The sequence below is a fragment of the Klebsiella sp. GFKo11 genome (genome assembly GCF_056490265.1).
Window position 1 is genome coordinate 4610770 of sequence record NZ_CM151369.1, and the last position, 26290, is coordinate 4637059.

General features: G+C 58.1%; 22 protein-coding genes. 7 read left to right on the forward strand and 15 right to left on the reverse strand.

The features are described from left to right. Positions 1–49 precede the first annotated feature (49 nt). From AC07P6_RS22305 to AC07P6_RS22315, 3 genes are all read left to right on the forward strand, one after another. On the forward strand, positions 50–814 hold the full coding sequence (locus tag AC07P6_RS22305; RefSeq protein WP_478314714.1) for an SDR family NAD(P)-dependent oxidoreductase: 765 nt from the start codon (positions 50–52) through the stop codon (positions 812–814). A 262-nt stretch (positions 815–1076) separates the two neighbouring features. Then, entirely contained in the window at positions 1077–2039 is a 963-nt protein-coding gene (locus AC07P6_RS22310) for an IS110 family RNA-guided transposase (protein WP_478314716.1), read from the forward strand. Positions 2040–2175: 136 nt separating this feature from the next. Continuing rightward, a complete protein-coding gene (locus AC07P6_RS22315; protein ID WP_478314718.1) occupies positions 2176–3540 on the forward strand; it encodes an IS4 family transposase in 1365 nt (454 codons plus the stop codon). A gap of 556 nt (positions 3541–4096) precedes the next feature. On the opposite strand, the gene AC07P6_RS22320 is transcribed toward AC07P6_RS22315, so the two are convergent. From AC07P6_RS22320 to AC07P6_RS22335, 4 genes are read right to left on the reverse strand one after another with little or no spacing between them, the layout of a single operon-like run. Then, positions 4097–4858, reverse strand: a complete 762-nt coding sequence (locus AC07P6_RS22320) for an amino acid ABC transporter ATP-binding protein (protein WP_478314720.1) — start codon at positions 4856–4858, stop codon at positions 4097–4099. Then, positions 4851–5516: an amino acid ABC transporter permease gene (locus AC07P6_RS22325; RefSeq protein ID WP_110273236.1), complete on the reverse strand. Its 666-nt coding sequence runs from the start codon at positions 5514–5516 to the stop codon at positions 4851–4853. The genes AC07P6_RS22320 and AC07P6_RS22325 overlap by 8 nt, the downstream gene beginning before the upstream one ends. Positions 5517–5530: 14 nt before the next feature. After that, positions 5531–6172: an amino acid ABC transporter permease gene (locus AC07P6_RS22330; protein WP_181483136.1), complete on the reverse strand. Its 642-nt coding sequence runs from the start codon at positions 6170–6172 to the stop codon at positions 5531–5533. 49 nt (positions 6173–6221) lie between these two features. Continuing rightward, positions 6222–7073: a transporter substrate-binding domain-containing protein gene (locus AC07P6_RS22335; RefSeq protein ID WP_110273234.1), complete on the reverse strand. Its 852-nt coding sequence runs from the start codon at positions 7071–7073 to the stop codon at positions 6222–6224. 234 nt (positions 7074–7307) lie between these two features. Between AC07P6_RS22335 and pdxR the strand changes: the two genes are divergently transcribed. Further along, positions 7308–8774 carry a MocR-like pyridoxine biosynthesis transcription factor PdxR gene (pdxR, locus tag AC07P6_RS22340; protein ID WP_478314723.1) on the forward strand — a complete coding sequence of 489 codons (1467 nt, stop codon included), beginning with the start codon at positions 7308–7310 and terminating at the stop codon, positions 8772–8774. Here pdxR and AC07P6_RS22345 read toward each other — a convergent pair. Next, on the reverse strand, positions 8771–10105 hold the full coding sequence (locus tag AC07P6_RS22345; protein WP_478314725.1) for an aminotransferase-like domain-containing protein: 1335 nt from the start codon (positions 10103–10105) through the stop codon (positions 8771–8773). The genes pdxR and AC07P6_RS22345 overlap by 4 nt on opposite strands. Positions 10106–10213: 108 nt before the next feature. Here AC07P6_RS22345 and AC07P6_RS22350 point away from each other — a divergent pair, with 108 nt between their 5' ends. Then, on the forward strand, positions 10214–11104 hold the full coding sequence (locus AC07P6_RS22350; protein WP_478314727.1) for a DMT family transporter: 891 nt from the start codon (positions 10214–10216) through the stop codon (positions 11102–11104). 451 nt (positions 11105–11555) lie between these two features. Here the strand turns inward: AC07P6_RS22350 and AC07P6_RS22355 are convergent, their stop codons facing one another. The 7 genes from AC07P6_RS22355 to AC07P6_RS22385 are packed head-to-tail and all read right to left on the reverse strand — an operon-like array spanning position 11556 to position 19596. Continuing rightward, positions 11556–12824: a Zn-dependent hydrolase gene (locus AC07P6_RS22355; protein WP_304256856.1), complete on the reverse strand. Its 1269-nt coding sequence runs from the start codon at positions 12822–12824 to the stop codon at positions 11556–11558. Beyond that, positions 12814–13998, reverse strand: coding sequence for an amidase (locus tag AC07P6_RS22360; RefSeq protein ID WP_478314729.1), 1185 nt, complete (start codon positions 13996–13998; stop codon positions 12814–12816). The genes AC07P6_RS22355 and AC07P6_RS22360 overlap by 11 nt, the downstream gene beginning before the upstream one ends. Positions 13999–14016: 18 nt before the next feature. Continuing rightward, on the reverse strand, positions 14017–15027 hold the full coding sequence (locus tag AC07P6_RS22365; RefSeq protein ID WP_478314731.1) for an ABC transporter ATP-binding protein: 1011 nt from the start codon (positions 15025–15027) through the stop codon (positions 14017–14019). Continuing rightward, positions 15017–16060, reverse strand: a complete 1044-nt coding sequence (locus AC07P6_RS22370) for an ABC transporter ATP-binding protein (protein WP_110273227.1) — start codon at positions 16058–16060, stop codon at positions 15017–15019. Before AC07P6_RS22370 ends, AC07P6_RS22365 begins: the two co-directional genes overlap by 11 nt. A gap of 3 nt (positions 16061–16063) precedes the next feature. Then, complete coding sequence (locus tag AC07P6_RS22375; protein ID WP_181483144.1) at positions 16064–16957, reverse strand: ABC transporter permease; 894 nt, start codon at positions 16955–16957, stop codon at positions 16064–16066. 2 nt (positions 16958–16959) lie between these two features. After that, positions 16960–17913, reverse strand: a complete 954-nt coding sequence (locus tag AC07P6_RS22380; protein WP_112217375.1) for an ABC transporter permease — start codon at positions 17911–17913, stop codon at positions 16960–16962. An 18-nt stretch (positions 17914–17931) separates the two neighbouring features. Continuing rightward, complete coding sequence (locus AC07P6_RS22385) at positions 17932–19596, reverse strand: ABC transporter substrate-binding protein (protein ID WP_478314733.1); 1665 nt, start codon at positions 19594–19596, stop codon at positions 17932–17934. A 326-nt stretch (positions 19597–19922) separates the two neighbouring features. Here AC07P6_RS22385 and AC07P6_RS22390 point away from each other — a divergent pair, with 326 nt between their 5' ends. Then, positions 19923–21038 carry a YbdK family carboxylate-amine ligase gene (locus AC07P6_RS22390; RefSeq protein ID WP_478314735.1) on the forward strand — a complete coding sequence of 372 codons (1116 nt, stop codon included), beginning with the start codon at positions 19923–19925 and terminating at the stop codon, positions 21036–21038. Positions 21039–21092: 54 nt separating this feature from the next. Next, positions 21093–21803, forward strand: coding sequence for a phosphodiester glycosidase family protein (locus AC07P6_RS22395; protein ID WP_478314737.1), 711 nt, complete (start codon positions 21093–21095; stop codon positions 21801–21803). Between the two features lie 69 nt (positions 21804–21872). Here AC07P6_RS22395 and AC07P6_RS22400 read toward each other — a convergent pair whose 3' ends face one another. The 3 genes from AC07P6_RS22400 to AC07P6_RS22410 all read right to left on the reverse strand — a co-directional run bounded on the left by AC07P6_RS22400 (position 21873) and on the right by AC07P6_RS22410 (position 26286). Continuing rightward, positions 21873–22355: a GNAT family N-acetyltransferase gene (locus AC07P6_RS22400; protein ID WP_434659863.1), complete on the reverse strand. Its 483-nt coding sequence runs from the start codon at positions 22353–22355 to the stop codon at positions 21873–21875. Next, positions 22346–22630, reverse strand: coding sequence for a type II toxin-antitoxin system TacA family antitoxin (locus tag AC07P6_RS22405; RefSeq protein WP_139538580.1), 285 nt, complete (start codon positions 22628–22630; stop codon positions 22346–22348). Before AC07P6_RS22405 ends, AC07P6_RS22400 begins: the two co-directional genes overlap by 10 nt. Positions 22631–23193: 563 nt before the next feature. After that, on the reverse strand, positions 23194–26286 hold the full coding sequence (locus AC07P6_RS22410) for an efflux RND transporter permease subunit (protein ID WP_478314739.1): 3093 nt from the start codon (positions 26284–26286) through the stop codon (positions 23194–23196). Positions 26287–26290 lie beyond the last annotated feature (4 nt).

Below are 26290 nucleotides of genomic sequence, written 5' to 3' on the forward strand. Positions count from 1 at the left end.
GCGCGCGGCGTTTTTATAGTGGGAGCGACAACCTGCACAGGAGAATGAAATGGCAACGAGCAAAGTGGTGTTTATTACCGGGGCGACCTCGGGTTTTGGGGAAGCGGCGGCGCAGGTTTTCGCCGATGCGGGCTGGTCGCTGGTGCTGAGCGGACGCCGTGTTGAGCGGCTGAAGACGTTAGCAGATAAGCTCAGCGCTAAGGTACCGGTGCATATTATCGAACTCGACGTGCGCGATAGCGATGCGGTCGCCGCGGCTGTGGCAGCGCTGCCCGCTGAATTCGCCGATATCACCGCGCTGATTAACAACGCCGGGCTGGCGCTGTCGCCACTGCCGGCGCAGAAAGTGGAGCTGGAAGACTGGAAAACGATGATCGACACCAACGTCACCGGTCTGGTCAACGTGACCCATGTCCTGCTGCCGACGCTGATTAACCACGGCGCGGGCGCGAGCATTATTAATATCGGCTCAATCGCCGGGCAGTGGCCCTATCCGGGCAGCCACGTCTACGGCGCCAGCAAGGCTTTCGTGAAACAGTTCAGCTACAACCTGCGCTGCGACCTGCTCGGCACCGGCGTGCGCGTGACCGACCTCGCGCCGGGGATTGCCGAAACGGAATTTACCCTGGTGCGCACTAAAGGTGACCAGGCAGCGTCGGATAATCTTTATCGCGGCACCACGCCGCTGAGCGCGCTGGATATTGCCGAGCAGATGTTTTATATCGCTACGCTGCCGGACCATATGAATATTAACCGGGTGGAGGTGATGCCGGTACGTCAGGCCTGGCAGCCGTTCGCAATCGACCGGGATTGAGCGTAAACCTGCCCAATAACGCAACACCCTCACCCCAGCCCTTATGTCTTGACCTTCTCCGTTCCGGCGGAGAAGATCCCCGACTGATCATCGGGAGGTTACCGGTGAGCATCACCCAGCCCTGGAGCCCCTGAGCCCGCGGGAGAGATTATGCCCCGGTAACCTGTTTCCCTGTCGCCTCAAGACCGAACGGTATCCTGTGCCCTGAGCACCCACATATAAGGATGGTCCGGCGATAATATTCATAAGGTTACGGAGTACCATGATGAATCTTGTCCCTGTCGGCGTTGATATCGCCAAACTCAAATTCGACGTTGCTGTCCAGCTGCCAAACCAGAAGTACAAAACCAAAAAATTCGCCAATACCCCAGCCGGATGCCGCGAATTTCTGAACTGGCTGGCGCGTTTTGGTCACTGTCACGTCTGCATGGAGGCAACAGGTTGCTACAGCACTGAACTGGCCACCCTGCTGGCCGATAATGGCTGCTGCGTCAGCCTTGAAAACCCGGCACGTATCCATGCGTTCGCAAACACTGAACTGACCCGCAATAAAACGGACAAAAGCGACGCGGCGCTGATAGCGCGCTACTGCGCTCTGTATCAGCCGGCCCCCTGGCATCCTGCGCCGCTGAGCGAACGACAACTGACGGCTCTGGTACGCCACCTGCGTAACCTGGAAGAGATGCGTCAGATGGAGGTGAACCGCCTTGAGGCGGCAGATGAAGTCATCGTTCCTTCCCTGAATGAACACGTTACGATGCTGGATGAGCTGATTGAAGAAACCCTCAATAAAATCAACCGGCATATCGATGATAACCCGGACCTGAAGTGGGACCGGGAGCTACTGAAAAGTATCCCCGGAATAGGAGACATGCTGAGTGTGAGCCTGCTGGCGTTCGCAGGAAATCTGCGACGGTTCAGCAACAGCAAGGCACTGGTAGCGTATGCTGGTTTAAATCCTCGTCGTTGTGAGTCGGGGATGTGGAAAGGGAAAAGCAGGCTGTCGAAAGTGGGCCATGCAGAGCTGCGTAGCGCACTGTATATGCCAGCGGTAGTGGCAGGAAGATGCAATAAGGTGGTGAAAAACCTGATGGAAAGGCTTGCAGCCCGGGGTAAGACAGGGAAAGAGCGAGTGTGTGCAGGAATGAGGAAATTACTGCAGCTGGCTTATGGTGTGGTGAAATCCGGGCATGAATTTAACGCTGAAATACCACTTGCCGGATAACCGGCAAGACGGTATCTCTCCCTGAAAGCTGTCTCTTATACACAAATCCTCCGACAACATTGCCGGAGGATTTTTTGAATCTTTTCCCTGTTTATTGATCTCTGTTTAATACTCCCCCGACTTCTGGTGTTCTGCTATGGTGCTTTCTGATTGTTATTCATGGGCTAACGACATTTTTGGATCCGCTGAATTAGGGGATTTACGCCGTACCCGGCGGCTTGTCACTCTGGCCTCTTCACTGGCTCAACATACCGGACTTTCTATTGTGCAATCCTCCCGTTCTCCTGCCGAAGTTGAAGGTGCCTACCGCCTGATGCGTAACCCCGCAGTTTCACCTGATGACATCGCCGATGCTGGTTTCACCGCGACGGCCAGAGCCGCTGCTGAATACTCGCTTCTGCTCGCACTGGAAGACACCACCGCCCTGAGTTTTGGCCACAGCTCTGTCACTGACGAGCTGGGTAATATTGGCACCAGTCAGCGCACTTATGGGCTGCTGGCCCACTCTGTCCTGCTCTGTGCACCAGACAGTGCCCGTATGGTGGGTCTCATTGACCAGCAACGCTGGTGCCGTGCGCCAGCCAGCTATGGCAAAAAACATCAGCGCAGTCAGCGTCCTTATGAAGAGAAAGAGAGCTATAAATGGCAACGGGCTTCTGAGCATATGGCGCAACGGTTGGGTGAAACCCAGTCACGGGTTATCTCGGTCTGCGACCGGGAGGCGGATATCTGGCATTACCTTAGCTATAAACTCAGCCACGGGCAGCGGTTCGTTGTGCGGGCGGCACAGAATCGTCTGCTGGCAGAGGCACCCGGCAAACTGTTCAGCCTGCCGGAGTCTCTGACAGAAGCCGGGAGCCACAGACTGAATGTGGTGCAGAAGGGAGGCCGGGCGGCCAGGCAGGCACAGATGAAGGTCAGCTACAGTGAAATACAACTGAAATCAGAGAAAGGGACGCTGTCATTAACCTATATCTGCTGCCGCGAAGACGAGCCGGAAGGGGCCTGCTGGCATCTTCTGACGTCAGAAAAAGTGGAGAACTCAGCGGAGGCGAGAACGGTGGTGAGCCACTACGAACGGCGCTGGCTGATAGAGGAATACCATAAGGCCTGGAAAAGCGGCGGCGCACAGGTGGAAGCGTTGCGGATGCAGACGCGGGACAATCTGGAACGAATGGTGACAATCCTGGCCTTCGTGGCGGTGAGGGTGCTGGCGTTACGGCAGGGAGGTGTAAGTGAGGAAACGCAGAATGAAAGCTGTGAGTCGGTACTGAGTCCGGTGGAATGGAAGTTGTTGTGGGTGAAGCAGGAAGGAAAAGCGCTGCCGGAAAGGCCGCCGACGCTGAAATGGGCCTGTCTGTCTCTGGCAAAACTGGGCCGATGGTATGACAGTAAACGAACAGGAAGACCCGGCTGGATAGTGATATGGGATGGCTGGTTCAGGCTCCAGGAAATGGTTGAGGGTTACAGACTGGCCCTGTCTCTTGAGCAGAAGATCTGATCAAGAGACAGCCCTGAAAGGGAGAGGGCGCAAAGACGGCCCGAGTCGACATGGGGCATGTAGCCCGGACAGGCGCGTCAAGCGCCGCCTCCGGGAAGATTTTCATGCAGCAACTGAATCCCCCTGAAACAGAAAAACTCACAGCGATGCCTTGGTGCCCGCTGAAATCGGCGAACCGGAGGTCCGAAGACAAGGGCTGGCCGCCAGGGATGGCGGACAGAGGCGAATCGAGACATGGACAAAATTGCCCGGAGCAATTTTGAACAGCGCTTGCGCTGGCCCCGGAGGGGCGAGTCCCAGGGATGGGACGAGTAGTGTCGAGTTGAGCCGACCGCTGGCTGAGGTCCGGGAGGTGAGCGTAGTGCGCAGCACCGATTTCCTGGCGGGACCGCGGGGATTGTAAAGGGGGAGACGGTTTTCTCCCCCTTTACCCGTTCACGTACCGCGGTGAGACATTTTCTGCGAAATAGTGGTGAACGGAACCCTTCTACACCGTCCCGGAGGCGGCGCTTAATGCGCCTGTCCGGGCTACCGCCCCGCGACCCGGGGTTCACTGTTATCGGCTGCTCTGCAAAAACTGCCTGACGCGCTCGGAATCCGGGTTGGTGAAAAACTTCTCCGGCGGCGCTTTCTCAATCAACAACCCCTTCTCAAGAAACACCACTTCATCCGATACCTGACGCGCAAAGTCCATCTCGTGGGTCACCACCACCATGGTGTAACCCTCGGCCGCCAGCGCCTTCATCACGCCCAGCACCTCGTTGACCAGTTCGGGATCGAGGGCTGACGTCGGCTCGTCGAACAAAATCACCTCCGGCGACATCGCCAGCGAGCGGGCAATCGCTACCCGCTGCTTCTGTCCGCCTGAGAGCGTAATGGGGTAAACGTCGGCTTTATGCGCCATCCCCACTTTCTCCAGTTGCTGCATGGCGATAGCTTTCGCTTCATCACGCTTCATCCCCTTCACGTGCAGCAGCGCTTCGCTGACGTTCTGCTGCACGGTCAGGTGCGGCCACAGGTTAAAGCTCTGAAACACCATCCCGACCCGCTCGCGGATTTTCGACAGCTGGCGATGGGACATGGCCCGGCCATTATCTTCATCAATACCCAGCCGCTGGCCGCTGATGCGCACCTCGCCGCGATCCGGCTGCTCCAGCCAGTTCATGCAGCGCAGCAGCGTCGATTTACCGGAACCTGACGAACCGAGGATGCTCACTACGGTCCCCTTCTCTACCGTCAGGTTGATATCACGTAGAACTTCAATGTTATCAAACTGTTTAGAGACGTTTTTGACGCTTACAGCAGTCGTATTATGCATGGCTCATTCCTCTTCTGGCTCCCCAGGCGCTCAGACGTTTAATCAGCAGTTCCAGCAGAATGCTGACAGCCCAGTAGAGCCCAATCGCGACGATAAAGGCGTTAAACGGGATAAAATAAGTGGCCTGCACGCTGTTGGCCGCAGCGGTTATCTCCTGGACGGTGATAATGCTGAGAAAAGCGGTGTCTTTCAGGCAAATTATCAGTTGGTTACCCATCAACGGTAATGCGGAAGACAGGATATTGGGCAGAATAATGCGGCGGAATATTTTGTAGCGTGAAAAGCCCTGCGCCACCGCGGCTTCTATATAGCCACCGGAAAATACCCGGCGCTGACTGCGCAATATTTCAAAGAAATAAGCGCCGTGATAGATAATTAAGGCGATTAATCCGGCGGTCCACGCCTCCATACTGATACCGACTTCCGGTAGACCGTAATAGAGCAAATAGGCCAGTATCAAAAACGGAATGGCCCGCATTAAACTAACAAAGCCAATAATAAGCCGGTTAAGCGTTTTCTTTTGATATTCGGTTAAATAGCACAGCACAATACCGATAATTAAACCGGCAATGGCTGCGGTAATAAATAGCTCAAGGGTGGCGAGTAAACCGGCAATAAAGCTGTCGCGCACCGACCAGATAACGGCCCACTGATTCATAGCACCTCCTGTATTTATCGCGCCAGACGTTTCGCTTTACGCTCCGCCATCCCCTGCAGCTTCAGCAGCAGACCAATAATCACCACGTACAGCAGGCCCGCCGCCAGAATCGGCGAGAGAGGCTCATAGGTGACCGAAGAAATTCGATTGGTGACGCGGGTGAGATCAACTACGCCAATCACCGCAATCGCCGGGCTGCCTTTAATCAGGAACGACATCTCGTTGACCAGCGCGGGCAGGCTCTCAATCCACATCTGCGGCAGCATGATATAGCGGAAGTAAGCCCAGCGACGCATCCCCACCGACTCCGCCGCTTCCCGCTGCTCGCGGGGGAAAGTACGAAAAGCGTTGCGCCAGATTTCGGCGTTGAAGGCCGAGGTATTGAGCGTCAGCGCCACAATCGCCGCGACGTTTTTATCGAGGTTAATCCCGACCGTCGGCAGAGAAAGAAACAGGAACAGCACCAGCGTCACCAGCGGCGTAGCGCGGGCCAGGCTGATATAGACCACCAGCAGCTGATCGATAACCGGTACGCGTAGCATTCGCACCAGCGCAATCAGCAGGCCAATCACCACGCCAAAGGCGATGGCGATGGCCGAAATCCAGAGGGTCGTCCATGCGCCTTCAATCAGTAACTGCCAGGAAATTGCATCCATGAAGCCCTCCTTCACCTTAACAGGCGGCGGTGACCCGCCGCAGAACATATTACAGACCGGCTAATTTATGGAACTGTTCCGGGCTGGTAATCGCTTCGGTCGGCAGGTCGTCATAGGTTTCGCCAAACCACTTTTTCTGCAGCTCAGCGAGCTTGCCGGTTTCCTTCATGTGGTTCATAAATTTGGTCATATAGGCCAGCAGCTGCGGCGAGTTTTTCGGGATCGGCCATGCCATATAGCCCGGACCAGAAACCGCCAGACCTTTGGCGAATACCTTTGGCTTGGCCTTCGCCAGGTCGTTGACCGAAATAACCACGTTAATCACGTAATCGAGGCGTTTGTTGGCGAGGTCAGCGTAGGCTTCAGGGTAGGAAGGATATTCCACCACCGGCCCCAGCTTGCCGCCGGTTTTCTCCAGCATCGCTTTCAGTTCCGGCAGACGCGCCAGCAGCGCGCTGCCCGCCTGAACGCCCACTTTTTTGCCGCTCAGACTCGCAATCGTATCCAGTGAATTATCGCCAGCGCGTTTGACAAAATAGTGCTGTGCTGACGCCCACGGCGGCGTGAAATCAAAAACTTTCAGGCGGTCGTCGGTAATCACCGCGCCGGTTAACGCCATATCGTACTGGCCGGTGGAGACCGCCGCTAATAGTCCGGTCCACGGCAGAATGCTCTGATCGACATTGAATTTCGCGTATTTACGTAATTCATCGAGCATATCTTTGTTAAAGCCATCCGCCTGGCCGTTATTCATAAAGTTAAACGGCGCGTAATCATCTTCGGTCGCGACCTTCAGCGTGCCGGATTTTTCTATTTCAGGAAGATCGGCGGCAACTGCGTGATAAGAAAAGGCCATCGCCATAACGGCCCCCAGACACATTGAACCTAATGATTTTTTCATCAATCCACCCCTAATTAATTCGCCAGACGTGTTCATTCCAGAACATGAAAAGGTTTTGCAAAATATGTGCCGACGGAAGTTCCGGTCCGCGACTGATGAATGCGTTTTTACTGTAGGGAGCGTTTTTAATTTCCGGATAGAGCCAGATTCACCGCGTGGATGTGTCAGTCATTTTCAGGATGGTATGGAATTTGCTCCAGTTCATGCACAGAGCGTTCGCGTAAGGAGCTAAGCATGATCCGACACCTGTTACACGTTGATTTCGACCCGCGCCGCGGTTTGCAGGAGCAGGTGCGCGAGACGCTGATTAACGCCATTCTGGGCGGCATTTTTTCCGCCGACATGCCGCTCCCCTCCTGCCGCCAGCTGGCCAGCCAGCTGCGGGTGTCGCGTAACACCACGGCGCTGGTTTTTGAGGGGCTGGTGAACGAGGGGTATCTGGTAAGCCGCCCGCGCAGCGGGTACTACCTGCACCCGGATTATCAGCACGCTTCCCCTTCCGCGGTGCCGGAAGCTGCACCGCATGACGAGAGTTTTGCACCACGCTGGGGCACGCGGCTGCAAATTACCCCCAGCCAGCAGGAGTCGATTCTGAAACCGGCGGGCTGGATGAACTACCGCTACCCGTTTATCTACGGTCAGCCGGATACCCGCCAGTTTCCGCTGGCGACCTGGCGTTCAGCGGCTAACTGGCTGCACGGCGGGGTGCGCGATCCGGCGTGGGTGGTGGACCATATCGACCAGGACGTGCCGATGCTGATTGAGCAAATCCGCACCCGGGTACTACCCAAGCGCGGCATCGTCGCCGCGCCGGATGAGATCCTGATTACCCTCGGTTCGCAAAACGCGCTCTATCTCCTGACCCGCCTGCTGATGTCGTCGAAGACGCGAGTCGGCGTGGAGAACCCCTGTTTTCGCGAGGCCATCAACACCTTCCTGCTTGCCGATACGGATATCGTGCCGCACCCGGTGGATGAACAAGGGATCGTCCTCAACGATACGCCCTGCGATTACTACTATGTGACCCCCGGCCACCAGGTACCGACCGGCGTGGCGATGAGCAAGGAGCGACGCAGTCAGCTGCTGGAGCATGCTGCTCACCATGACGCAGTCATTATTGAGGACGATTACGACTCGGAGAGTAACTTTATGCTTAACCCGCTTCCGGCGCTGAAGGCCAGCGATCGCAGCGGACGGGTGGTCTACGTCAGCAGCCTGTCAAAGGCGCTGTCACCAGGTCTGCGGCTGGGTTTTATGGTCGCCGACCCGGACCTGATTGATGAAGCGCGGGCGCTGCGCCGCCTGATATATCGCCATCCACCGACCAACATTCAGTATCAGATGGCCCACTTCCTTGCCCAGGGGCACTACGAAACCCATCTGCGCCGCTACCATTACGACTCGGCCCAGCGCTGGGACAGGCTCAACAACGCGCTGCAACATCACCTGCCGGAGTGCCGGATTATTCCCGGCAGCGAGCACGCCAATGCGTTCTGGCTATCCACGCCGGAGCAAATCAATACCCAGCAGCTCACCTGGCGCGCCGCTCATGCGGGGGTGTTGATTGAACCCGGCGCGCGGCATTTTCTCAGCAACGCGCCGCCGGGTAACTTCTTCCGCATGGGGTTCCATGCCATTAACCCCGACGCTATTGAGCAAGGGGTTGAAGTGCTGCGCGGTCAGCTGGCGCAGATGGGTTAGCGGTATTGCTCAAACTCCACGGCGTCGCGAACTTTAAGCAGCGCCGCACGCAGGTTATCGAGAGGAACGGATCCGAGGGCGATACGCAGCGCCTGCGGGACGTGGGTGGAAACACAAAATGGCTCGGCAGTCGAAACGGAAATATTACGCTCCATCAACGTTTTCACCAGCCGGTCGGCCCGGCTCTCCTCACCCAGAGGCAGCCAAAGAAAGTACGAATCCGGATGGCTTACTAAGGGAAGCGCACCGAGAACCTCACGGGCAACCCGCTGCCGCTGCCGCGCATCCTGTCGCTTCTGCGTTTCAAAGCGTGCAACCGTGCCGTCTTCAATCCAGGCGCAGACCAGCGAACTCATCAGCGAAGGGGTATTCCACGTCGTGGCGCGGATAGCGCGCTCAATCTCAGGCCGATAGCGAGACGGGCAGATAACTACCCCCACGCGCAGACCTGTAGCCACGTTTTTTGAAAAACCGGTGACATAGACCGTTCTTTCCGGCGCATAGCTGGCCACCGGCGGAGGTGAATTACGCACCAGCCAGGCGTAGGCCGTATCTTCAATAACCAGCAGATCGTGCTGGCGCGCGAGATCAGCCAGCGCCTGCCGTTGGCGGTGATTCAGTACCCAGCCGAGCGGATTATGCAGCGTCGGCATGGTATAAACCGCCCGCACGCGCCGCTGTTGGCATAGCTGATGAAGCGCATGGAGATCCGGTCCCTCGGCGCTACAGGGAATCGCCACCAGCTCCAGATGATAAAGCGCCGCCAGGGCTTTAAAACCTGAGTAGGTTAGCGCATCTACCGCCACCACATCGCCCGGTCGCAGAAGCCCCATCACGGTTACCGCCAGCCCGTGCTGAGCGCCGTTGACGATCAGCACATTTTCCGCGTCAGGAGCAAAGCGGTTGCCGGTCAAATGACGAGCGATAATTTCACGCTCTGCGACCCGTCCAGCATGGGGTTGATAGCGCAGATGAGAGTCAATATCTCCCGCCATCGCTAGCTGTTTAAGCGCTTCGCGCAGCGCATCCCCCTGCCCCGGCAGCGAAGGATAGTTGAAGTTCAGATCTACGACATCGGCAGCTATCACCTGCTGATCGACGCCGTGCCCCGGTGGGAGCGAGATGTCGCGTACAAAGGTTCCGCGCCCGGTTTCGCCGCTCACCAGACCTATTGCTTCCAGTTCGTGATACACGCGCGTGGCCGTGGCCAGCGAGATATGTTCATCTGCCGCAAGGGAGCGATGCGTGGGAAGACGGGTTCCGGCGGGCATCTTCCCGCTATGAATCGCCTGCGCGTAGCGATCAACAATGGCTTTGTATCGGACTTTCATCGGTGAATGTATCTATGACAATAATTTGATTGTATTAGATTAGGCACACTACCATCGCCTCAGACATTGCTCAAGTCAGTACAGCACATCCAATATAGCGAGGTTAGCGTGGTAGATTCAGCGGTTCACAAAACAGATCCGGGGTCATGGTCGGGATGGCTCAACGGTTTACTGGGGGTCATTATTTTTAGCGGCTCGCTGCCCGCGACGCGTCTGGCGGTGCTTGATATAGACCCGTTCTTGCTGACTTATCTGCGCGCCTCTATCGCCGGGATGCTGGCCATCGTCCTGGTGGTAAGTTTTCGCCAGAGACGCCCGCGCCTGTCGCAGCTTTTCCCGCTGGTGATTGTTTCATTGGGCGTGGTAATTGGCTTTCCGCTACTGACGGCACTGGCGTTACAGCACGTTACCTCGGCTCATTCCATCGTTTTTCTTGGCCTGCTGCCGCTAACGACGGCCATTTTTGGCGTGCTGCGCGGCGGGGAACGTCCACGTCGCGCGTTCTGGGCCTTTTCTATTATTGGTAGCCTGTTGGTGGTGGGGTTCGCGCTGAGGCAAAATGCGGCAGCTTCGCTCAGCGGCGATCTGCTGATGCTGGCGGCGGTTATCGCCTGCGGCCTGGGCTATGCCGAGGGCGCAAAGCTGACCCGGGAATTAGGCGGCTGGCAGGTGATTAGCTGGGCGTTGATTATTGCGCTGCCTTTTATGCTGATCGCCTCGTTGATGACGCAGCCCGAGTCCTGGCGCGCGATATCAATTTCAGCCTGGGCCGCGCTCGGCTATGTGTCGCTATTTAGCATGCTGATTGGTTTTATCTTCTGGTACAAAGGGCTGGCTATTGGCGGTATCGCCGCCGTCGGTCAGCTTCAGCTACTACAACCATTCTTCGGGCTGGCTCTGTCGGCGGCGCTTTTGCACGAAACAGTGAGCCCAGTGATGTTGGCGGTGACGTTGGGGGTGGTCCTGTGCGTTGTCGGCTCGCGTAAATTTAGCCGCTAAAGAAGTTCCCGGAGGAGAGGGCCTTGTAGCCCGGACAGGCGCCCAAGCGCCGCCTCCGGGGAAAATCACCGGTAGCCACAAATATCTTTCTGAAACAACAGAACTCACAGCGATGCCCTGGTGCCCGCTGAAATCGGCGAACCGGAGGTCCGAAGACAAGGGCTGGCCGCCAGGGATGGCGGACAGAGGCGAATCGAGACAGTGATGTCGAGTTGAGCCGACCGCAGGCTGAGGTCCGGGAGGTGAGCGCAGTGCGCAGCACCGATTTCTTTGCGGGACCGCGGGGATTGTAAAGGGGGAGACGGTTTTCTCCCCCTTTACCCGTTCACGTATCGCGGTGAGATATTTTCTGCGAAATAGTGGTGAACGGAACCCAGTGACACCGTCCCGGAGGCGGCGCTTGACGCGCCTGTCCGGGCTACAAAACTGCAGACGATGCCAATCCCCCCCTCTACACCGCTCGCGCGTACTGCAACATCACCTGCAACAGCACGTTGGCTCCGGCCTCGACGTGTTCCGGCGAAGCATACTCAATTTCGTTATGGCTGATGCCGTCCTTGCAGGGGATAAAAATCATCCCGGTCGGCGCCAGATAGCTCATATACACCGCGTCATGCCCGGCACCGGATACAATCTCCCGCGCCGGATAACCGAGGCGCTGTGCAGCTCCGGCAATCGCCGCCTGGCAATCCGGGTGGAACGGTGCCGCCGGATAGTGGCTCACCTCTTTCAGGGCCACCTTCAGGCCGCTCTCCTGCTCGACGCTGCCGATAAACTCGCGCAGTTGGCGGTCCATCTCATCCACCAGCTCATCGCTAAGATTGCGCATATCAATCGAAAAGGTCACCTCACCCGGCACCACGTTGCGGCTATTCGGATAGACCTGCACCATTCCCACCGTGCCGCGCCCCTCTTCGCTGCGCCCGGCAATCGCCACCACCTCCTGCATAATGCGGGTCGCGACCTGTAACGCATCCTGGCGCAGGCGCATCGGCGTCGGCCCGGCGTGGGACTCCTGACCAGTTACCACGCAGTCGTACCAGCGAATACCCAACACGCCCTGCACGATACCAATGATTTTCTCTTCATCTTCCAGAATCGGCCCCTGCTCGATATGCGCTTCGAAGTAAGCGCCAATCGGGTGGTCGCCCGGCGTCTGGCTGCCGATATAGCCGATACGCGCCAGCTCCTCACCCACGGTCTTGCCTTCCGCATCCTTCGCCGCGTAAATGGTCTCCAGCGGAAATACCCCGGCAAACACCCCGGAACCCATCATCACCGGTACAAAACGCGAACCCTCTTCATTGGTCCAGAACACCACTTCAATCGGCGCGTCGGTTTCAATCTCCAGATCGTTCAGGGTACGCACCACCTCCAGCGCCGCCAGCACGCCGTAGTTACCGTCAAATTTGCCGCCGGTCGGCTGGGTATCAATATGGCTACCGGAAACAATCGGCGGCAGCGCCGGATTACGCCCTTCCCGACGCATAAAGACGTTGCCGATTTTATCAACGGTGACGCTCATCCCGGCCGCCTGCGCCCAGCTAATGACCAGATCGCGCCCCTGCCGGTCGAGATCGGTGAGCGTCAGACGACAGCAACCGCCCTTCGGCGTCGCGCCGATTTCCGCCAGCGTCATTAGCGAATCCCACAGGCGCTCGCCATTAACACGGCAATCGGTGGTCTCTGTCATCGGGGTAAAAAGGACATCACTGCTCATTTCGGTCTCCTTGCATAAACGCGGCGGCCAGCTCAACCAGCAGACGATCGCTGCCGCGTGGCCCTAAAAATGAAATTCCCAGCGGTAAACCGCCCACCTGAGTAACCGGCAGAGTCACCTGCGGACGCTGAGTCATTACGGAAATTAACAGCAGGTCGTGGGACAGGCGGCGAACCGCTTCTATCTCTTCAGCCTGCGCCGTCAGCAGCGGCGCGCCGTCGGGAACCGTTGGCATCACCAGCACCGCATCGCCGAGCTGCGCGTCCCACCAGGCGCTAAACCGTTCGCGCAACTGACAGGCGGTTTCAAACTGCTCGCGAGTCACCGCTTTGCCCCAAAAGAAGCGTTCGCGCACATCCGGTCCCAATTGCAAGCCGTAGCGCTCAATAGTTTCACCCTGCGCCTGCCACGCTTCGTAGCCCTGAATCTGGCGGAAGGCGAGATAGATATCGTCCACCTCCGGCAGCGATTCGTTCAAGGGTGAAACCGTGCCAAAAAAGTGCCCCAGCCGCTGGCGAACCGGTAGCAGGGCCTGCTGGCTGCGCGGCGGTAGACGGGAAAATAGCCCATCATGGCTGGCCAGCCGAACGCGGGTAATATCCACTCTCTCATCACTAAACAGGCAGGCGGCAACGGTAGAAAAGACTTCCGGCGAGCGGGCAAAGAAACCGCAGGTATCCATGGTGGCACACAGCGGCTGACAGCCGTCGAGGGAGATTCTCCCGTGGGTCGGACGCAGACCGTACAATCCGCAATAGCTGGCGGGAGTGCGTACCGAGCCGCCGGTATCGGATCCGAGGGCAAAATCACAGGCATCGTTCGATACCGCCGACGCCGAGCCGGACGAAGAGCCGCCGGGAATATGATTGGGCGCGGCCCCGTTGCGCGGGGTGCCATAATGCACGTTGTGTCCGCTCATCGAATACGCCAGCTCGCTGGTATGGGTTTTGCCGATAAAGCGCGCGCCGTTATCCAGCAGCGTTTGCACCACCGGGGCGGTGCGTTTTTTAATTCCGGACAGCGCCAGCAGGTGCGGGTTGCCGCCGCCGGTCGGGTAGCCCGCCACGTCGAACAAATCTTTGACCGCAAAGGTCAGCCCGCTCAGCGGCCCGCTTAAGGCATGCGCCACCGGGTGCGCCGGATAGGGCATAAAGGCGCGAAGGTCATCCTGCATGTTGGTCTCCTCTGTGATTCAGGCGTAAAGCGCCTGGTTTTCAACGGACGCATTCAGCTCGCGCCAGCGATGGCAGCTCACCACATGACGCGACCCTACCTGTTCTGTCGTTGGTTGGCTCTCGGAGCAGGCCGGTCGCGCGTGCGGGCAGCGCTCGGCAAAGGCACAGCCTGGCGGCAGGCGCGAGAGATCGGGCGGCGAACCGGGGATGCAGTGCAGCGCGTCGCCCTTTTTCAGCCCCTCTTTCGGGCGGCTGCCTAACAACACCTGGGTATAGGGATGACGGGGGCGGTATAAAATATCCTCAATCGACGCCTCTTCAACGATGCGCCCGGCGTACATCACCGCCACCCGGTCGGCAATCTCCACTGCCGCGCCGATATCGTGAGTCACGAAGATAATCGACAGGTCTCGCTGCTTTTGCTGCTCGCGCAGCAGGATCAGGATCTGGATTTGCACAGTGGCATCCAGCGCGGTGGTCGGCTCATCCGCCAGCAGCAGCTGCGGATTGCAGGAGAGCGCAAGAGCAATCATCGCCCGCTGGCGCATCCCGCCGGACATCTCGTGCGGATAGGCGTCCAGCCGCCGCTCGGGGCTGGGAATGCGCACCTGGCGCAGCGCTTCCAGCGCCCGCTCCCGCGCAGCCTGACGCGACAGCCCTTCGTGGCGGCGCAGCCCCTCAACAATCTGTTGTCCCACGGTATAGACCGGGTCGAACGCCAGCAGCGGCTCCTGAAAAATCATCGCGCAGCGCGCGCCGCGATAGCGCCGTAGCTGCCCGGCGCTCATGGTCAGCACCTCTTCCTCCCCGACTTTCAGGGTGCCGGAAAGCACGCTGCTTTTCGGCGGATGCAGGCGCATCAGGGCGCGTAGTGTGACGCTTTTCCCGGAACCGGATTCACCGATCAGCGCCATCACTTCGCCCTTTTGCACATCAAAGGAGACGCCGTTAACCGCGTTGACCGTCTGGCCGTCGCGGCGAAACTCCACCCGCAGGTCGCGGATATGGACATAAGCATCATGCGACATGGCTCACCTCCTGGATGGCGATATTCTGATGCCAGGGCGACGCGGGCTGCGCCATCAGGCAGGCGCTTTGATGTCCTTCACCGACGCTTTCAAGCTTTGGCTTCACCTGCGAGCACACCGCTCTGGCATGTGGACAGCGGGTATGAAACCGGCAGCCGGAAGGGGGTGAAATCGGGCTGGGCGGATCGCCGCTCAGCGGGGAGGTTAAGGTGCGATGTTGCGGATCCATCGACGGCATCGAGCTTAATAACGCGCGGGTATAAGGGTGCGCCGAGGCGGTAAACAGCTGCTCCGCCGGGCCAATCTCCACCACCTCGCCGAGATACATCACCAGGATGCGATCCGACAGCCAGCGCACCACGTGCAGATCGTGACTGATAAACACATAGGTCAGCGCCAGCGTTCGCTTAAGCTCCTGCAACAATTGCAGCACCTGGGCTTCAACGGATTTATCCAGCGCCGAGACCGCTTCATCGAGAATGACCAGCCGGGGCTTCATCGCCAGCGCGCGGGCGATGTTGACGCGCTGGCGCTGGCCGCCGGAGAGCGCGTGCGGGTAGCGATGGGCAAAGCGTCCAGGCTCGAGGCCGACGTGCGCCAGCAGATAGCGTGCATATTCGCTGGCCTCTTTGGCGCTAACGCCGTGTACCCGCTGGCCGAACGCGATGCTCTCTTCCATGGTCATGCGCGGATTCAGCGACGCGTAGCTATCCTGAAAGACCATCTGCACCTGACGGCGATACTCTTTCATCGGCAGGCGCGATGAGCCGACCTCCAGGCCATCAAAAATCAGCTCGCCGCTATCCTGCTTAAGCAGTTGCATCAACAGTCGGGCGGTGGTTGATTTACCGCAGCCCGACTCCCCTACTACGCCAAGGGTTTCGCCTTTGACCACCGTAAAGCTAACGTCATCCACCGCCTGCACCACTTCGCGCTTTTTGCCGCCACCGGCAGGAAAGTGTTTCAGCAGATTGTTGACCTTCAGCAGCGGCTGAGCCGGTCCGCCGAGGTCGATATTGATAAAGGGTTGCATCGCTTACTCCTTAATCGCCATTGCCGCACGCAGGCGGTCCGCGAGGATATTGAACGAAATGGAGGTGATAAAAATCATCAGGCCGGGCAAGGCCGCCACCCACGGCTGGGTATAGATTGCCGTGCGCAGGGTGTTGAGCATCAGCCCCCACTCAGGCTCAGGCGGGCGAACGCCAAGCCCCAGAAAAGAGAGGCCGGAAGCGAGGATCATGCACACCGAAATCAGCCCGGTAGAGAAGACGAAAATCGGCCCTAAAACGTTGCCCAGCACCTGCACGCGAATAATCGTGAACGCGCTGGCCCCGGTAGCCCGGGCGGCGTCGATATAATCCATATGCCGCACCTGCGCAGTGACGCTTTCGGCGATACGCGCCACCTGGGGGACAAACACCAGGGTCAGCGACAGCAGCGCATTACCGATGCCTGCGCCCAACGCGCCGGAGAGCGCTATCGCCAGCAGAACCGAGGGAAACGCATAAAACACGTCGACGGTGCGCATAATAAGGGTGTTGGTTTTACCGCCCGCGTATCCGGCGATAATGCCGATCGCGCCGCCGATAAAAAAGGCGAACACCACCGGGACTATGCCCATAAACAGCGACAGGCGAGTGCCAAGAATCAGCCTGGAGAGCATATCGCGCCCCAGCTCATCGGAGCCCAGCACAAAGCCGTCGGTGCCTATCGGTTTAAGGCGTAAAAACATGGAGGTCTGATACGGGTCTTTGACGATCAGCCACGGACCAAACAGCGCCAGCGCCAGCAGAATCAGAATGATCGCCCCGACAAACACCCCGCCGGGGTCGCGCAGCAGTCGGCTAAACACGCCGCGCCAGTAGCCTTGTCGGGCGACCGTCGTTGCAGAAACGGGAATGCCTTTGGTTGTCACGGTATCCACCATCGTCAGCTCCTCTTAATTCGCGGGTCGAGAGTGGTTTGCAGAATATCCACCAGCAGATTGAGCAGCACAAAGAACAGCGCCAGCACCCAGATGGTGCCCTGCAATAGCGGCAGATCGCGCTGGAAAATGGCGGTGTTCAGCAGCATTCCGGTGCCGGGCCAGGAGAAGACGGTTTCCACCAGAATCGAGCCGCCCATCAGATAGCCGACCTGCAGGCCCATTACCGCCAGCGCGGTCGGAGCGGCGTTTTTCACCACGTGCAGGAAGATTCGCGACTCGTTGAGCCCCCGGGCGCGCAGGCCGACGATAAACTCCTGGCTAAGAATGTCCGCCACCTGCGAACGGACAGTGCGGGCGATAATCCCGGTTGGGATCACCGACAGCGTAAAAGCAGGCAGCAGCATAAACTGCAGATGTTCCCAGTCCCACTGCCAGCCCACCTCGCCAATCGGCCCGCCGCCGGTGGCCGGCAGCAGCGCGAGTTTGACGCTAAAAATGATGACCAGCAGCATCCCCAGCCAGTAGTGCGGCACGCTAACGCCAAACACCGACAGCACCGAAGCCAGGCGGTCGATAATGCTGTTACGAAAGTAACCGGCGACAAAACCAAACAGGCTACCCAGCACAAAGCCAATCACCGTCGCCAGCAGCGCCAGACGCAGAGAGTAAGTCACCGCCGTCATCACTTCGCCAATCACAGGGCGCCCGGTGGCGACCGACATGCCCAAATCGCCGTGCAGCGCCCGCCATAGCCAGTGGACAAATTGTAGCGGCAGAGGTTTATCAAAACCGTAGGCCTGCATTAAGGTCTGACGCAGCGCTTCCGAGGCGTCCGGCGGCATCACCGACACCAGCGGGTCGCCCGGTGCTATTTGCACCAGCATAAAACAGATTACCGCCACCCCAAGCATGGTGGGGACGGCCAGCAGGATGCGATATAGCAGCGTATTGATCATCTCTTGCTCCCGTGACGATTACTCTTTTTTGCTCACCAGACTGAGGTCGATAAACCAGCTTTGCGGCTGTACTACCCCGGTAACGGCAGGTGATATCGCCCGTGGCCCGACGTCGTGGGCAACGAACAGGAACGGCACCTGATCGACCAGCGCGGCGTGCAGCTCACCGGCGGCTTTATCCATTTCAGCCGGAGTAAAGGCGTGCTTCACCGCCGTGGCCAGCTTTTCGGTTTCCGGCGTCGAGAAGTAGCCCCAGTTCGTCGCGACCGGCGGGAAGGCTTTGGCGGTAGAGAAGCGGATCATGCCGAAATAGGGGTCGTTCACCGCGGCGCTGACGTTGATCGCGTCGATCCCCTTCGCGGACGGATCTTTCGCTCCGAGACGCCAGTTGGTAAACAGGGTGTTCCATTCGTTAACTTTGATATCGACGTTAAAGAAGCAGCTTTTCAGGCTCTGCTGGATGTACTCGTTCATCGGCAGCGGCTGCATCTGCCCGGAACCGGATGCCGAGGTGGCGACGGTCACGTGCAGCGGCTTACCGGCGCTATATCCGGCTTCGGTCATCAGCTTACGGGCGGTGTCCGGGTCATACTTAATCTGGAAAGTGGGCTTACCGTGCCACGGGCTGTCGGCCTCATAGACGCCGGTCGCCTCGGTCATATAGCCGCCGAGATAGCTTTTCAGCTCGGCGCGGTTAAGGCACAGGTTGGCGGCTTTGCGCACGCGAATATCTTTCCACGGCGAGCCCTCCTCGAAGGAGAACTGCCACGGCCACAGGTGCGGCTGGGTATTAGCGTAGATTTTAAAACCCTGGGCCTTGATTTGATCGACCGCGTCCGGGGCCGGGGCCTCAATCCAGTCCACCTGCTTTGAAAGCAGCGCCGCGGTGCGGGCGTTGGCTTCAGGCAGCGGGATCAGCACCACTTTATCCACCCGTGGAATGCGATCTTTGTTCCAGTAGTCGGGGTTTTTATCGAGGATCAGCTGCTGGCGGGGAACCAGTTTTTCCATTTTAAACGGGCCGCTGCCCACCGCATGGGCGGCGAATTCGGTCCACGCCTGCTTACTGCGCGCGGCGGTATCGCCGCTGCTTGCCGGTACCGCGTCATACAGTTTCTGCCACGCCGTCGGGGAAACGATAAACAGGTTAGTGATGTTGTACGGCAGCAGCGCATCCGGCTCGGAGGTGGTCAACACCACGGTGTGGTCGTCAATCTTCTGCGCACCGGTCAGGGTCGGCATGCGCGAAAGCGTGTTGCCAATCTGGCCCGGAGCGTACTGCGGCGCGGCTTTATTCAGTACTTTATCCACGTTCCAGACGATAGCATCGGCGTTGACCTCCGAGCCATCATGAAACTTCACTCCCGGGCGCAGGGTGAAAATCCAGCGACTTTGATCTTGCGGGTCAACGTGCCACTCGGTCGCCAGCCCAGGAACCAGGCCGCTGGGCTTTTCCCCTTGCGACAGATCCCACTCAACAAGAGCGTCGTAAAGCGGGATACCGGTAAAACGGTTTCCCTCAAAACCCTGATCGGGCTGGCCGAGGGTTAAAGGGATATCGGCGGCGGTCATCGCTATGCGCAACGTTGAGGCATGAGCCGGCAAAGCGGCAAACAGCACCAATGCCCCGCTAACAGCAACGGCGAGATGGCATTTACGTGAGAGTAATTTTTTCTTCAGCATCACATTGTCCCTGTTAAATAAAAGTCGCTATTTAACAGGCAAGATGCATACCAGTTCTGAACCTGCGGTAAATAAGTGTGAAATGGCTTATAAAATAAGAATGGCTTATATTATCCCAATGATTTTAATTGAAAAAATAAAACAACCTTATCTATTTGCACCACCAGCGGGAATTGTGTTGCAGGATTGCACCAGCCTTAATATTCCCGGGAGATAATAATCACGCCGCGTCATTTTTTATAAATTAAATTCATGATATCCGGTAAATCATCAGTTTGGATCGTTCTCTTCTATACTCTTCTTATAGCGATAATCCGGGAGTCGCCATGCCTTTACCCGATTTTCACCGTTCAGAGCCTTTTACCCTCGGCATCGAGCTGGAACTCCAGGTCGTCAATCCGCCGGGCTACGATCTAAGTCAGGACTCTTCCGCGCTTATTGATGAGGTGCAAAACACGCTGAAAGCGGGCGAAGCCAAGCATGACATTACCGAAAGCATGCTGGAAATCGCGACCGGTATCTGCCGCGATATCCACCAGGCCACGGCGCAACTGGGCGCCATTCAACAGGCGGTGCTGCGCGCCGCCGCCCGCCATCATGTGCAAATCTGCGGCGGCGGAACCCACCCGTTTCAAACCTGGCTGCGCCAGCAAATCAGCGCTAACCCGCGCTACCTGAAAACCGTCGAGCACTTTGGCTATCTGGCGCAGCAGTCAACGGTGTTCGGTCAGCACGTTCACGTGGGATGTCAGAACGGCGATGACGCGATTTATCTTCTGCACGGCCTGTCGCGCTTTGTGCCGCATTTTATTGCTTTGAACGCAGCATCTCCCTGGCTCGACGGGGCGGATAGCGGCTTTGCATGCTCGCGACTCAATCTCTTTTCTGCCTACCCGGACAACGGCCCGATGCCGTGGGTCGACAGCTGGCAGGCCTTTATCGGGCTATTTCGTCGCCTCAGCTATACCAGCATGATCGACAGCATGAAGGATTTGCACTGGGATATTCGCCCGAGTCCGGGTTTTGGTACCGTCGAGGTGCGGGTGATGGATACGCCGCTGACGATAGCCCAGGCGGTGAATATTGCCGGATTTATCCAGATAATCGCCTGCTGGCTGCTGACGGAGCGTCCGTTTAAGCATCAGCCTGAGGATTATTTGCTCTACCCCTTCAACCGCTATCAAGCCTGTCGTTATGGGCTGGATGGCATCAATACCGATGTTCACACGGGTAAACAGCAGACGTTTCGCGAAGAGATTTTACAGCTGGCGGATAAACTGACGCCCTTTGCCCATAAGCTTCAGGCCGACAGCGCACTGGATGCAGCCATCCGCCAGGCGAAGCAGGATCGCAGTGAATCTCAGCGGATGCGCGAGTTTGTCGCCAACGGCGGATCGCTAATCGGCCTGGTACAGAAGCATTGCGAGATCTGGACGGCGTAGCGGCGATAAAACGGTATACTGCACGCCATCGTTGTTGCCTGGAATTCTATCGCCGTGCGCTTTTCATCTCTCCTGCCGCTGCTGTTTTTATCTCTACCCGCGTTCGCCAGCGGGACATGTTCACTCACCGACCCATCGCTGACTCTGCAAAGCTATACCGTTAATCCACAACGCGAGCGCATTGTCATGTACTGGCAAAAAGCGGACGGCGAAGCCTGGGGATCGCTGCTGGCGGATATCAACCAGAACGGACGGGTACAGATGGCGATGAACGGCGGAATTTATGATAAAGCGTATGCGCCGCTGGGGCTGTATATCGAGAAAGGCAGGCAGTTGACCCCGCTTAACCGCGCCTCTGGCGGCGGCAATTTTTTTATTCGTCCCGGCGGAGTGTTTTACCTGAAAGGGCAAAATGCGGGCATTGTCAGCCTCGAGAAATTCAAGCCCTCGCCAGCCATCCAGTACGCTGTGCAGTCCGGGCCGATGCTGATTGAAAACGGCAAGATCAACTGGCGACTGAAGCCCTCTGCCAGCTCGCGAAAGCTACGTAACGGCGTGGGAATCACCCGTGAGGGCAAAGTGGTGTTCATGCTTAGCGCGCGCGAAACCAATTTCTATGATTTCGCCTGCTATGCGCAGTCAAAGCTCAACGTGCGCCAGATGCTGTATCTCGACGGCACCATTTCGAAGATGTACCAGAAAGGCGGCAGCGTGCCGTGGCAGTACCACCCGTTCGTGACCATGATTGCTGTGGAGAGCAGGTAGTCCCCGGTTGGCGGCATGCCTGAACAGGCGCTAGCCGCCACCCGGCAAAATACGCATGCAATACCGAACTTAGATTTTGTAGAATAGTGTGCCTGTCGCAATTGGGGACTGAACGAAGCCAAAGTACTCATAGAACGCTTTAGCCTGCTCATCAATGGCATGAACCATAACGGCCTTAATTCCCACCTGATCCGCCAGGTTAGCAACGCGCATCACTGCATCATTAAGCAGCCATTTTCCGAAACGATGGCCCTGAGTACATACGTCGACAGCAAGACGCCCCAATAACACGACCGGTATCGGGTCAGGCATATTCTGACGCAAACTACGGCCTAAATCAGCATGGCTCACGGAACCGGTTGCAATCGAATAATACCCCACTACGCGCAGGGTTCCTTCAAGACAGATAACAAAAGTGCGGGAAGCATTGAGGAGCTGATTTTTCATCGCCCGGCGGCGTAGCCATTCGTTTAAAACATCATTCCCACAATCGAATGACTGAAGGATATGCCTTTCCGTCAGCAAAGCCGGAGCAGTCACGTTTATTTCCATTCAGGCTTCACATCCATTAAACGCTGGCGGCCCTCAACATTTTGCACAGGCGCTTCAAGCTGTTCGATGAAGGCCTGATAACGGGCATCATCCAGAACAAATACACGCTGATCCAGAATGATGTTCTGAGCCTCATGTACAGCCTTCTCAATAATAAAATCCGTTCGATTTTTATTCACCAGACTTGCTGCATAATCAATCACCGCCCGCTCTTCATCAGTGGCGCGGATATTGATCTGCTTATCACGAGTTGGCTTGCGGACGGTGTTTTGCATGATTTTTCCTCACTGGTAACAAATTGATATACGTAATCGTAGCTCGAAAGGTAACAAATTGCTATACACTTTCATGGGTTTTATAGCCCGGACAGGCGCGTCAAGCGCCGCCTCCGGGACGGTGTAGAAGGGTTCCGTTCACCACTATTTCGCAGAAAATGTCTCACCGCGGTACGTGAACGGGTAAAGGGGGAGAAAACCGTCTCCCCCTTTACAATCCCCGCAGTCCCGCAAAGAAATCGGTGCTGCGCACTACGCTCACCTCCCGGACCTCAGCCAGCGGTCGGCTCAACTCGACGTCCTGTCTCGATTCGCCTCTGTCCGCCATCCCTGGCGGCCTGCCCTTGTCTTCGGACCTCCGGTTCGCCGATTTCAGCGGGCACCAGGGCATCGCTGCATATATCGCAGTTTCAGAGATATTCCCGCAGCTGTATGAAGATATCCCGGAGGCGGCGCTGGCGCGCCTGTCCGGGCTACCAAATCCGCCCTCAGTCCCCGGAAATCCCGGGTCGCGGCGTAAACGCCTTACCCGGGCTACCAAAACCGCACCGTGTCCGAAGCACCTACATCCGCCGATACCCCCACTCGCGCAGGCGCTGGAACAGCACGTACAGCGATGGAATAAACAGAATGCCAATCACCGTCGCCACCAGCATGCCGCTAAACACCGTGGTACCGATAATCCGTCGACTCTGCGCTCCGGCGCCGGTGGCGAGCATCATCGGCATAATCCCAATGATGAAGGAAACCGCCGTCATCATCACCGCCCGGAAGCGGCGGGTAGCCCCTTCGCGGGCGGCATCGACTATCGACATCCCTTCTTCCCGCTTTGCCCTGGCAAATTCGACAATCAAAATCGCATTCTTCGCCGCCAGCGCAATCAGCAACACCAGGCCAATCTGCACGTAAACATCGTTGGCGTAACCGGCCCACCATAACCACAGCAGCGACCCGCCGATGGCAAACAGCACTGACAGCATCACGCTCGCCGGAAGCGTCCAGCTCTCATACTGGGCGACAAGAAACAGCCACGCCATAGCCACCGCCGCCAGCACAATCCACACCGCCTGGTTGCCGGTCTGCTGCTCCTGCCACGAAATTCCTCTCCAGGCGTAGTCATACCCTTGCGGCAGGTTCGATTGTAAAATCTGCTCCATCACCGCCATCGCCGTACGGCTGCTGACGCCTTCTGCCGCCGAGCCGCTCACCGATACCGATGGAGACTGGTTATATTGCTGAATAAACGGCGCGCCCACCGTCGGCGTAATGGTCACCAGGTTGCTCAGACGAACCCGCTCGCCGTTGTCACTACGCACGTACAGCTCGCTAATCTGCTCCGCCCGTTCACGCCACTGCATCTCGTTTTGCATTACCACATGGTAAACGCGATTGTTGATGCTGAAATCCCCGGCGCGGGTGCCGCCAAACGCGGTTTGCAGGCTGCTGAAAATCCTTGCCACCGGCACGTTCAGCCGCGCCGCCTGGTCGCGATCAACGTTGAGCGTGAGCTGCGGGACGTTGCTGCTCCAGGTGGTAAATACCCGGCTCAACTGCGAATGCTGGTTCGCCGCCCTCAGAACCTGATGCGTCACCTGCTCCAGTTCCGCTGGCGATTGTCCGGCCTGGGCCAGAATGCGTAAATTAAACCCGGAGGCGTTGCCCAGCCCCGGCAGCGTCGGCGGCGCAAAAGTCATAATCGTCGCTTCCGGCAGCCCCATCAGCTGGCCCTGTAGTTTCTCCATTACCGAATCCAGCGGCGGTCGCTGATGCCAGTCTTTCAGCATTACCGAGATAAACCCGCCGTTTGAGGCGCTGGTGCCGTTGAGAATATTGAAGCCGGACACCTGAATCACATCCTCAACCGCCGGATTTGCCAGCAGCAGCTCGCGGGCCTGGGCCATCACCGCTTCGGTACGCTCCAGCGAAGCGGCTTCAGGAAGCTGCACGCTGGCAAAGAAGTAGCCCTGATCTTCCTGTGGCAGAAAGCCCTTCGGCATAGTGGTGAAGCTAAAGACCACCAGCCCGGCAGCCGTCGCCGTCGCGGCCAGCGCCAGCCAAGGACGACGATTCATACCTCCCACCAGACGCCCGTAGCCATCGCGCACCTTATCCAGGCCGCGGTTAAAGCCGCGCCAGATAGCGGCAGGCCTTTCCGGACGCGGGCGCAGCAGCAGCGCGCACAGCGCTGGGGTCAGCGTCAGCGCCACCACGCTCGATAGCGTCACCGCCGTCGATAGCGTCACCGCAAACTGGCGATACAGCTCGCCGACGATCCCCGGCAGCATCGCCACCGGAACAAATACCGCCAGCAGTACTAAGGTCGTCGCGATCACTGGACCAGCGATTTGCCGCAACGCCTCGGCGGTAGCGGCCCCGCGATCCAGTCCCTCCGCCATTTTCGTCTCTACGCTCTCCACCACCACGATGGCGTCATCCACCACCATGGTCAGGGCGAGAATAATCGCGAACAGGCTCAGCGTATTGGCGCTGTAGCCCAGCGAATAGAGCACGGCAAAGGTGCCGATAAGCGACACCGGGATTGCCAGAGCCACTATCAGGGTTGCCCGCCAGCTTTGCAGGAATAGAGACACCACCACCACCACCGCCAGCAGGGTCAACGCCAGCGACACGCCGATCTCTTTGATCGTCGCCGCCACAAAGCGGGTGGTATCAAACTTCACCTCCCAGGTCAGATCTGCCGGAAAACGCGCGTGCAGCCGGGTCAGCTCGGCGCGCACCGCGCTGGCAACCTGTAGAGAATTGGCGGTTGGCGTCGGGTAGATGCCAAGATAGGCGGAGTCTTTACCGTTGAGCTGTGCGCCGGAGCTATAGCTGCGCGCACCCAGCTCAATGGTTGCCACGTCCGACAGGCGCACCAGCTGGCCGCGTTCACCGCTGCGCACCACAATCTGCCCGAAGCTGGCGGCGTCGCTCAGCCGACCGATACCGTTGATGGTCAGGGTCTGCTGCTGGCCGTTAAATACCGGCGGCGTCCCCACCTGTCCCGCCGCGCCCTGCACGTTCTGTTCGCGTAGCGCCTGGGCAATATCATCGGTGGTGATATTGAGCGCATTCATGCGGTCAGGTCGCAGCCAGATGCGCATGCTGTAGTCGCGCGCGCCGAACATCTGCACTTCGCCAACGCCCGGCAAGCGCGCCAGCGCTTCGCGCACCTGGGTGCTGGCGTAGTTGCTGACAAACAGCGGCGATAGCGTACCGAGCGGCGAATAAAGGCTCACGCCCATCAGCAGGTTGGTTGCCCGTTTGCGCACCTGCACGCCGTTCTGCTGCACTTCAGCAGGAAGCTGCGCCACGGCCTGGGAAACGCGATTCTGCACATCAATCGCCGCTAAATCGGCATCGGTACCGGCAGCAAAGGTCAGGCTCAGGCTGTAGGTGCCTTCATCGGAGCTGGTAGATTCCATATACAGCATATGGTCAACGCCGTTGAGCTGGGTCTCCAGCGGTGCGGCGATGGCTTGTGCCACGTCCGCCGCGCTGGCCCCCGGCCAGCTGGCGCTAACGTTGATGACCGGCGGCGTAATCTGCGGATATTGCTCGACCGGAATCAGCTTTAGCGATACCGCGCCGATAAAAGTCATCAGCAGCGCAATCACCATCGCAAAACGCGGGCGACGGATAAAAAACGTCAACATCCCT